Below are 7,521 nucleotides of genomic sequence, written 5' to 3' on the forward strand. Positions count from 1 at the left end.
GCCTGCTTGCGCCGTTCGTTCAAGCGCCCACCCCGCCACCCCGCCAACACTGGCAGCCCAATCGCAAGGAGCTGCCCATGCGCACGCTATACGCCCCATTGTTCTTCTTCGGCTTCATCGGCGCCGCCCTGTCACTGGCCCACGACCCCGCCTGGCTGATACTGCTGCTGGCCTGCGCGGTACTGCTGTCACTGGCCTGCGAACAACTGATGCCCTACAAGCCCGCCTGGAACCAACCTGCCGGCGATGGCCCGCGCGATGTGTGCCATGCACTGGTCAACGAAGGCCTGACCATCGCCAGCGTGGCCAGCGTGCCGCTGCTGGCGGCCTGGCTGCCAAACCTGGGCTTGTGGCCCGCCCACTGGCCGCTGGCGCTGCAGTTGCTGGCGGCCATCGCCCTGGCCGACCTGGGCATCACCCTGGTGCACTACGCCAGCCACCGCAGCGCCTTGCTGTGGCGCCTGCACGCAGTGCACCACAGCGTAAAGCGCCTGTACGGCTTCAACGGGCTGATGAAACACCCTCTGCACCAGATGCTCGAAACCCTGGGCGGCACCCTGCCCCTGCTGCTGCTCGGCCTACCGGTGGAAGTGGCGCTGCTGCTGGCGTTCAGCGTGTCGACCCAGCTGTTGCTGCAACACAGCAACGTCGACATGCGCATCGGCTGGCTGCGCCATGTGTTCGCCTGGGCGCCGGTGCATCGCCTGCACCACCTCAAGTACGGCACCGCCGGGGACGTCAATTTTGCCTTGTTCTTCCCGCTGTGGGACCGCTTGCTGGGTACCGCCCTGCACCTGCCGGGCTATGCCCTGGCCGACGACGACATGGGCATCGTTGACCGGCCGGATTATCCGCAAGGGTACCTGGCGCAGTTGCGCGAACCGTTCAACAACACCTCGGCGCACCCGCCTGCGGTGCTGCCGGCGGCCTTGCAGCAGGCGCTAGCCGAGCGTGCATAAGCGCAGGTTGCGCAGGGCGCTGCCGGGGCTCAGGCCGAACTGACGGCGCACGCTGCGGCTGAAGTGCGCCGAGTCGGCAAAACCTGCGGCCACGGCGGCGTCGGTCAGGCTGGCGCCGCCCAGGGCCAGCTGGATGCCGATGCGCAGGCGCTGCCACAGCACCATGCGCCGCACCGAAAGCTTCAGGGTGCCGCTGAACAGGCGTTCGAGCTGGCTGATCGACAAGGCCGCCGTGCTTGCCAGTTCGCGGGCTGACAGCCTGTGTTCGTCCAGCGTGCGAATGCGCTGCAGGGCGCTGGCCAGGCGCGGAGGCAGCGGGCGGCGTGGCCAAGTTTGCAGCTGTTCGGCCAGGTGCTGGGGGTGGTTGCCGGCCAGTTCGCAGGCCTGGGCCAGGTCGCCAAGGTCGAAGGCCAGCGGCTCGGCGAACAGAGTCAGGCAGCGTGCGCCGTCGCTCAGAATGGCGTGGGGTTGGCGGGACGGGATCAGCAGTAGCGGGCCGCGCTGGTGCTGCTCGCCCAGGGCCACTTCGATTGGGCCGTCGAGGCCTATCAGTACCTGGTGGGCATAGTGCTCGTGGGGGGCAGTACGGGCCACTGTGCCGAGCAAAAGGCAATGGTCATCGCCGAGCCAGATTTCGCCTTGCCAGCTTTGGGTGGGCAGGTGATTCATGGGTGTTCCTTTCCCGGGTTGCGGCTGGGATGGTAGCGGCCGGGGGGCGGGCTGTCATGGGGGCACGGGGGCCGTGGGGCTGACAGGTGTTCGCCACAAACCTTGCAGCGCCCATCAGATCGAGCGCCGCCCGCGCGGCGCTTCGCGGGTAAACCCGCTCCCACAGTCTGTTTCGGGCCAATGATGTCTGAGAAAGTACCGGCGCCTGCCTTGGTGCATGCCCGGAGTCATGTGAGACAGCTGCAATGCCCACGCTGAAACCGCGGCATACAAACAGGCGGACCCGGTACCGGCACAGGAGAGACTGGCCCGAAACAAACTGTGGGAGCGGGTTTATCGGGGTGCCGAACCACCGCGAAGCGCCGCGCGGGCGGCGCTCGATCGGACAGGCGCTGCAAAACCTCCGGCGAGCACCTGCAAGCCCCACCCCAACCTCCTTGAGAACACCAAGCCTCAACGCGCGCCCAGCCCCCCTCGCAAACCCATCCCCTCCTGCGCTATCGTCCCCCAACCCCCTCAAGCCCCAGGCCACCCCCATGCGCATTGTCATCCCCGACGACTACCAGCACGTGATCCGCACCCTCGACTGTTTCAGCCGCCTGGCCGCACACGACGTCACGGTCTTGCACCAGGCCGAGCCCGCCTCGCTGGACGAGCTGGCCGAACGCTTCGCCGACGCCGATGCCCTGGTGCTCACCCGCGAGCGCACGCGCATCGACGCCGCCCTGCTCGAGCGCCTGCCCAAGCTCAAGCTGATCAGCCAGACCGGCAAGGTCGCCGGCCACCTCGACCTGGCCGCCTGCACCGCGCAGGGCGTGGTGGTAACCGAAGGCCGCGGCTCGCCGGTGGCGCCGGCGGAGCTTGCCTGGGCGCTGATCCTCAACGCCCGCCGCCAGCTGGTGCCGGCCATCGATGCATTCCGCCAGGGCCAATGGCAGGTGAACATGGGCCAGGCCCTGGCCGGCCAGGTGCTGGGGGTGTGGGGCTACGGCAAGATCGGCCAACGCCTGGCGCGCTATGCCCAGGCCTTCGACATGCCGGTGCTGGTGTGGGGCAGCGAGGCCAGCCGCGCCGCGGCGCAAGCCGACGGGCACCGCGCGGCGGCGTCGCGCGAGGCGTTCTTTGCCGAGGCGGATATCCTCAGCCTGAACCTGCGCCTGGCCGACAGCACCCGGCATGGCGTGACCCTGGCGGACCTTGGGCTGATGAAGCCTGACGCGCTGCTGGTCAACGTCAGCCGCGCCGAGCTGATTGCACCGGGCGCCTTGCTGCAGGCGCTGGATGCCGGCAGGCCGGGGTTTGCCGCGGTGGATGTGTTCGAGCAAGAGCCGCTGCTCGACCCCGACCACCCACTGCTGCGCCACCCGCGGGTGCTGAGCACGCCGCACCTGGGCTATGTGGAGAAGAACGGCTACGAGCTGTATTTCGGCGATGCGTTCGACAATGTGCTGGCGTTTTTCGACGGTGCGCCAGTGAATGTGGCCAACCCGCAGGCGCTGGGCAAACGCTGAGGCGCTGAACATACGAAATGCGTGGGGGCAGGCAAGCCCGCTGCCACGCTGTTCGCCCGGCCGTCGCAGGCCTGCGGCACTTGCAATCCACCCATCACCCCGCAACAATGCGAGCAATTCCCATTCACATCACGGATTGCCTGCATGTCGGCGCTCGACAAAGCCTCGCTCCACCAGCTGTACAGCGAAAACAACGGCTGGCTGAAGAGCTGGCTGCGCGCGCGGCTGGGTAATACCGCCGATGCCGCCGACCTGGCCCAGGACACCTTCGTGCGGGTGATGACCGCGCGCAGCCAACTGCCTATCCGCGAGCCGCGCAGCTACCTCAGCGCCATCGCCCGTGCGCTGTTGATCGACAAGGTGCGCCGGCGCACCATCGAGCAGGCCTACCTGCAAGCCCTGGCCTTGCGCCCGGAACCGGTGGAGGTATCCCCCGAAGTACGCCTGTCGATCATCGAGATGCTGGTGGCGGTCGATGCGCTGCTCGATGAACTGGGCCCGCGCACCCGCGACATCTTCCTCGCCGTGCAACTGGAGGGCCTGCCCTACGCGGCGGTGGCCGAGCGCTTCGGGGTGTCGGTGACCACGGTGAAAAACCACCTGGTGCGCGCCATGACCCGCTGCCTGCTGGTGGCCGAACACTGATGGACCTGAACACCCTCGAAGCCGCCGCCACCTGGTACGTCGAGCTCAACGACGGCACCACCAGCGCTTCGCGCACCCAGGCCTGGCGCCAGTGGCTGGCGGCCAGCCCGCAGCATGCCGCCGCCTGGGCCCGGGTGGAACAGCTCCAGCAGCAATGGGCCCTGGTGCCGCCGCAGGCCGCGCTGCGCAGCCTGGGGGCTGCCCAGGCCAAGCGCCGCGAGGTGCTCAAGGTACTGGGCCTGCTGCTGGCGCTGGGCGGCAGTGGCTGGTTGGCGGCAGAACGGCTGCCCTATCAGGCACTGATGGCCCAACAACGTACCGGCTCCGGCGAGCGCCGCAGCGTGCAGTTGGCGGATGGCACACAGCTCGAATTGAACGTCGGCACCGCGCTGGATGTGCAGTACGACGCTACTCTGCGGGCCATCGCGCTGTACCAGGGCGAAGTATTCATCAAGACCGCCGCCGACCCGGCCCGCCGCCCGTTCATCGTGCACACCGGTAACGGCAGCGTGCGCGCCCTGGGCACCGCGTTCAGCGTGCGCCAGCTGCCCGCGCAAACCCGCGTCGGCGTGCTGCAGTCGGCCGTGGAGATTCGCCCGCAACACCACCTTGGCCGGGTGCTGCGCCTGGAGGCCGGGCAGCAGGCCAGCTTTGATGCCGAGCAGTTCGGGCCCGCCCGCCCCCTGCCCGAGGACAGCACCGCCTGGCGCATGGGCATGCTCAGCGTCAATGACTGGCGCCTGGGCGACTTCATCGACGAACTGGCGCGCTACCGGCCAGGGGTGTTGCGTTGTGCGCCGCAGGTTCGGGCCTTGAGCATTTCCGGCGCATTCAGCGTCGACGACACCGACATCGCCCTGGCCAACCTGCCAAAAACCCTGCCGGTGAGCGTGCGCTACCTGAGCCGTTACTGGGTGAGCGTGGAGCCTGCCTGAAACTTTTTTAACGCCAATCTTGCTGATTTCGATTCTCGCCCGTCCCTGACACAAGCCGCGACGACAGCGACTTTCTGCCATGACACGCAAGGATCACTCGATGCCCCACGTTCGCCCCCGCCCCGCCGCCCACTTGCGCCAGGCCATCCGCCTGGCGGCGTTCGGCCTGTCCCTCGCCAGCCTGCCCGGCACCCTGCTGCTGCCCGCCCAGGCCATGGCCCAGGGCATGGCCGCCTACCACGTGCCCGCAGGCCCGCTGGGCAATGCCATCACCCAGTTCGGCGTGCAGGCCGGGGTGACCGTTTCGTTCGACACCGCCCAGGCGCGCAACCTCAACAGCCCGGGGCTGGATGGCAGTTACAGCGTCGATGAAGCCCTGCTGCGGCTGCTGGCCGGCAGCGGCCTGCAGGCCCAGCGCCAGGGCAACGGTGGTTATGTGCTGGTGCCGGCCGCCAATGGTGCGGCGATGGAGTTGGGGCCGCTGAACATCGAGGGCAGCCGCCTCGACGCCACCAGCGAAGGCAGCCAGTCCTATGCGGCCCGCGCGGTGACCATCGGCAAGGGCGTGCACACCCTGAAAGAGACGCCCCAGGCGGTCACGGTCATGACCCGCAAGATGCTCGACGACCAGAACCTCAACACCCTCGAGCAGGTGCTGGACAAGACCCCGGGCATCACCGTGTACGACTCGCCCATGGGCGGCAAGTACTTCTACTCGCGCGGCTTCAACCTCGACGGCCAGTACCAGTACGACGGCGTGCCGCTGGATGTGGGCGGCAACTACGTGCAGGCCAACAGTTTTTCCAGCGACATGGCGTTCTATGACCGGGTGGAGATCCTCAAGGGCGCGGCCGGCATGATGAAGGGCTCGGGCTCGTCGGCAGGCGGCGTCAACTTCGTGCGCAAGCGTGGCCAGGACAAGGCCCGCACCAGCGTGACGCTGTCGGCCGGCACTTGGGATAACTACCGCGGCCAGGTTGATGTGGGCGGGCCGCTGAACGAATCGGGCAGCGTGCGCGGGCGCGCGGTGGCGACGCTGCAGGACCGCCAGTACTTCTACGACAACGCCAAGCGCCAGGACCAGGTGCTGTACGGCGCCCTGGACTGGGACATGACCCCTGACACCACCGTGGGGGTGGGCCTGGCCTATGAAGACGTCGACGCCTCGCCCTGCTACCACGGCCTGCCGCGCTACGCCGACGGCAACGACCTCAAGCTGTCGCGTTCCACCTGCCTGGGCGCCAGCTGGAACGACCTGCAGAGCCAGCGCATCACAGGTTTTGCCGACCTCAAGCATCGCTTCAACGACGACTGGACGCTGAACTTCGCCTCGGTCTACACCCATAACAACCAGAACATCGAGTACGGCTACGCCGAAGGTGCGGTGCCGGTGGGTGCCGGCACCGCGAGCATCGGCCGCTACGCCGGGCGTTTTGACTACGACCAGACCGACTACGGCTTCGATACCTACGTCGATGGCAAATTCCGCGCCTTCGGCCTTGAGCACGAGCTGATCGTCGGCGCCAACGCCAGCCACCAGAAGACCCACGACTACTTCGCACTGATGGCCTTGAGTGGCACCCAGAACCCGTTCGACCCCTCGTCCAGCTTCCCGCACCCATCCAAGGATGAGTTTCTGCTCAACCCCACCCGTGGCGGCGCCGTGCCCACCGACTCCACCACCCGCCAGTTCGGCACCTACGCCAACCTGCGCCTGAAGCTGGCCGAGCCGCTGACGCTGGTGCTGGGCACCCGGGTCAGTTGGTACCGCAACGAAAGCGACTCCTACACCCAGCGTTGGGATTACTGGGTGCGCAACCGCAGCCAGGAAAACGGCCAGGTGACGCCGTTCGCTGCCGTGCTGTACGACCTGAACGAGCAGTGGACCGCCTACGCCAGCTACGCCGACATCTTCCAGCCGCAGAGCAACCTGGTGAATGCCCAGGGCCAGGCGCTGCAGCCCAAGACCGGTGCCAGCTACGAGCTGGGTATCAAGGGTGAGCTGTTCGGCGGCGGGCTCAATACTGCGTTCAACCTGTTCCGCACCACCGAAGAGCACCGTGCCGAGACCGACTATATCGGCACCTGCAAGGGCTCGGGCGACCAGTACTGCTACACCGACAACGGCAAGGTCCGCGCCCAGGGGTTCGAGGCCGAGGTCAGCGGCTCGCCGGTCGAGCGCCTGCAATTACTGGCGGGCTACACCTACACCCAGACCAAGTACCTGAGCACCATCGAGGCCACCGACCCGACCGAGCTGACCTTCAGTTCAAGCTTCATTCCGCGGCACATGCTCAAGGTGTGGGGGGATTACCAGCTGGGTGGCGCCCTGGAGCGCTGGACCGTCGGGGCGGGGGTAAGCAGCCAGAGCGACAACTACCGGCGCCAGGGCGACCTGCGGATCGAGCAGGCGGGGTATACGTTGTGGAGTGGGCGGGTGCAGTACCGGCTGGATGAGCACTGGAGCCTGGCGCTTAACGGCAACAACCTGCTGGACAAGAAGTATTACGCGACGATTGGGGCCACGGGGTGGGGGAACTACTACGGCGAGCCGCGGAATTTTATGTTGACGCTTAGAGGGGATTTCTGAGGGGTTCGGGTTCGGGTTCGGGTTCGGGTTCGGGTTCGGGTTCGGGTTCGGGTTCGGGTTCGGGTTCGGAGATTATGGTTATTGCTTTGGGAGATGTATGCGCATTCATTGACAATTAGCGCTTTTCGTCACCTTTCCGCCCTTACGGCGGCTTACTTTTGTCTTGGCAAAAGTAAGCAAAACCGCCTGCTCCTATCATCCGGCCCCCTACG

Annotated in this window: 6 protein-coding genes; 5 read left to right on the forward strand and 1 reads right to left on the reverse strand. The window is 67.0% G+C overall.

The features are described from left to right. Positions 1 to 77: 77 nt before the first annotated feature. On the forward strand, positions 78 to 959 hold the full coding sequence (locus tag ACI2KK_RS18345; RefSeq protein ID WP_404669989.1) for a sterol desaturase family protein: 882 nt from the start codon (positions 78 to 80) through the stop codon (positions 957 to 959). Here ACI2KK_RS18345 and ACI2KK_RS18350 read toward each other — a convergent pair. Beyond that, positions 942 to 1,628 carry a helix-turn-helix domain-containing protein gene (locus ACI2KK_RS18350; protein WP_404669990.1) on the reverse strand — a complete coding sequence of 229 codons (687 nt, stop codon included), beginning with the start codon at positions 1,626 to 1,628 and terminating at the stop codon, positions 942 to 944. The genes ACI2KK_RS18345 and ACI2KK_RS18350 overlap by 18 nt on opposite strands. Before the next feature lie 536 nt (positions 1,629 to 2,164). Between ACI2KK_RS18350 and ACI2KK_RS18355 the strand changes: the two genes are divergently transcribed. From ACI2KK_RS18355 to ACI2KK_RS18370, 4 genes are all read left to right on the forward strand, one after another. Continuing rightward, the gene (locus tag ACI2KK_RS18355; protein WP_404669991.1) at positions 2,165 to 3,139 is read left to right on the forward strand and encodes a D-2-hydroxyacid dehydrogenase family protein; all 975 of its coding nucleotides are present in this window, start codon (positions 2,165 to 2,167) and stop codon (positions 3,137 to 3,139) included. A gap of 144 nt (positions 3,140 to 3,283) precedes the next feature. Continuing rightward, positions 3,284 to 3,784, forward strand: coding sequence for a sigma-70 family RNA polymerase sigma factor (locus ACI2KK_RS18360; RefSeq protein ID WP_404669992.1), 501 nt, complete (start codon positions 3,284 to 3,286; stop codon positions 3,782 to 3,784). Beyond that, positions 3,784 to 4,719, forward strand: a complete 936-nt coding sequence (locus ACI2KK_RS18365) for a FecR domain-containing protein (RefSeq protein ID WP_404669993.1) — start codon at positions 3,784 to 3,786, stop codon at positions 4,717 to 4,719. The genes ACI2KK_RS18360 and ACI2KK_RS18365 overlap by 1 nt, the downstream gene beginning before the upstream one ends. Positions 4,720 to 4,819: 100 nt before the next feature. After that, positions 4,820 to 7,309 (forward strand): TonB-dependent siderophore receptor, encoded by a 2,490-nt coding sequence (locus tag ACI2KK_RS18370; protein ID WP_404669994.1) that lies wholly within the window; start codon positions 4,820 to 4,822, stop codon positions 7,307 to 7,309. Positions 7,310 to 7,521: the final 212 nt, after the last annotated feature.

The sequence above is a fragment of the Pseudomonas sp. NPDC089406 genome, assembly GCF_044900265.1.
Lineage (GTDB): Bacteria > Pseudomonadota > Gammaproteobacteria > Pseudomonadales > Pseudomonadaceae > Aquipseudomonas > Aquipseudomonas fakonensis.